Origin of the sequence: Pseudomonas sp. KB_15, assembly GCF_052114525.1 — a bacterium.
Taxonomy (GTDB): Bacteria; Pseudomonadota; Gammaproteobacteria; order Pseudomonadales; family Pseudomonadaceae; genus Aquipseudomonas.
Genome location: NZ_JBFREX010000177.1, coordinates 1 through 491, shown reverse-complemented (window position 1 = coordinate 491; position 491 = coordinate 1). Strand labels below are relative to the sequence as shown.

The 491-nt window shown below is 67.0% G+C and carries 1 protein-coding gene; it reads left to right on the top strand.

The genetic code is table 11. The annotated features are described in order from the left end of the window. A partial coding sequence (locus AB4Z35_RS30325; RefSeq protein WP_442101205.1) for a LysR family transcriptional regulator occupies positions 1–491 on the top strand: 491 nt, incomplete at both ends.

Genomic DNA, 491 nt, shown 5'->3' with positions numbered 1-491 from the left:
GGTGATGATCGGCCGCCGCATCAACGCGCTCGAGGCGCGCATCGGCGTGAAGCTGCTGCACCGCTCCACACGCCGCATCGTCGTGACGGAGCAGGGCGCGGCGTTCATGGAGCAGTGCAAGAAGGCGCTGTCCGACCTGGACCGCGCCGAGATGCTGATTGCCGAAGGCAAGCACAAGGCCACCGGCCACCTGATCGTGTCCGCCCCGGCCGCGTTCGGCCGCAAGCATGTGGCGCCGCACGCGCCGGCGTTTCTGCGTGCCAATCCCGAAGTGCAGATCTCGTTCAACCTGACGGACCGCGTGGTGGATCTCGTGCGCGAGGGCTACGACGTCGGCATCCGCATCGGCGGCGCCATCGACCCGAATTTCGTTGCGATCAAGCTCGCGACGAACAAGCGCGTGGTCTGCGGCACGCCGGCCTACTTCGCCAAGCATGGGGTGCCGCACACGCTCGAGGATCTGGAGCGGCATAACTGCCTGGCCTTCAACC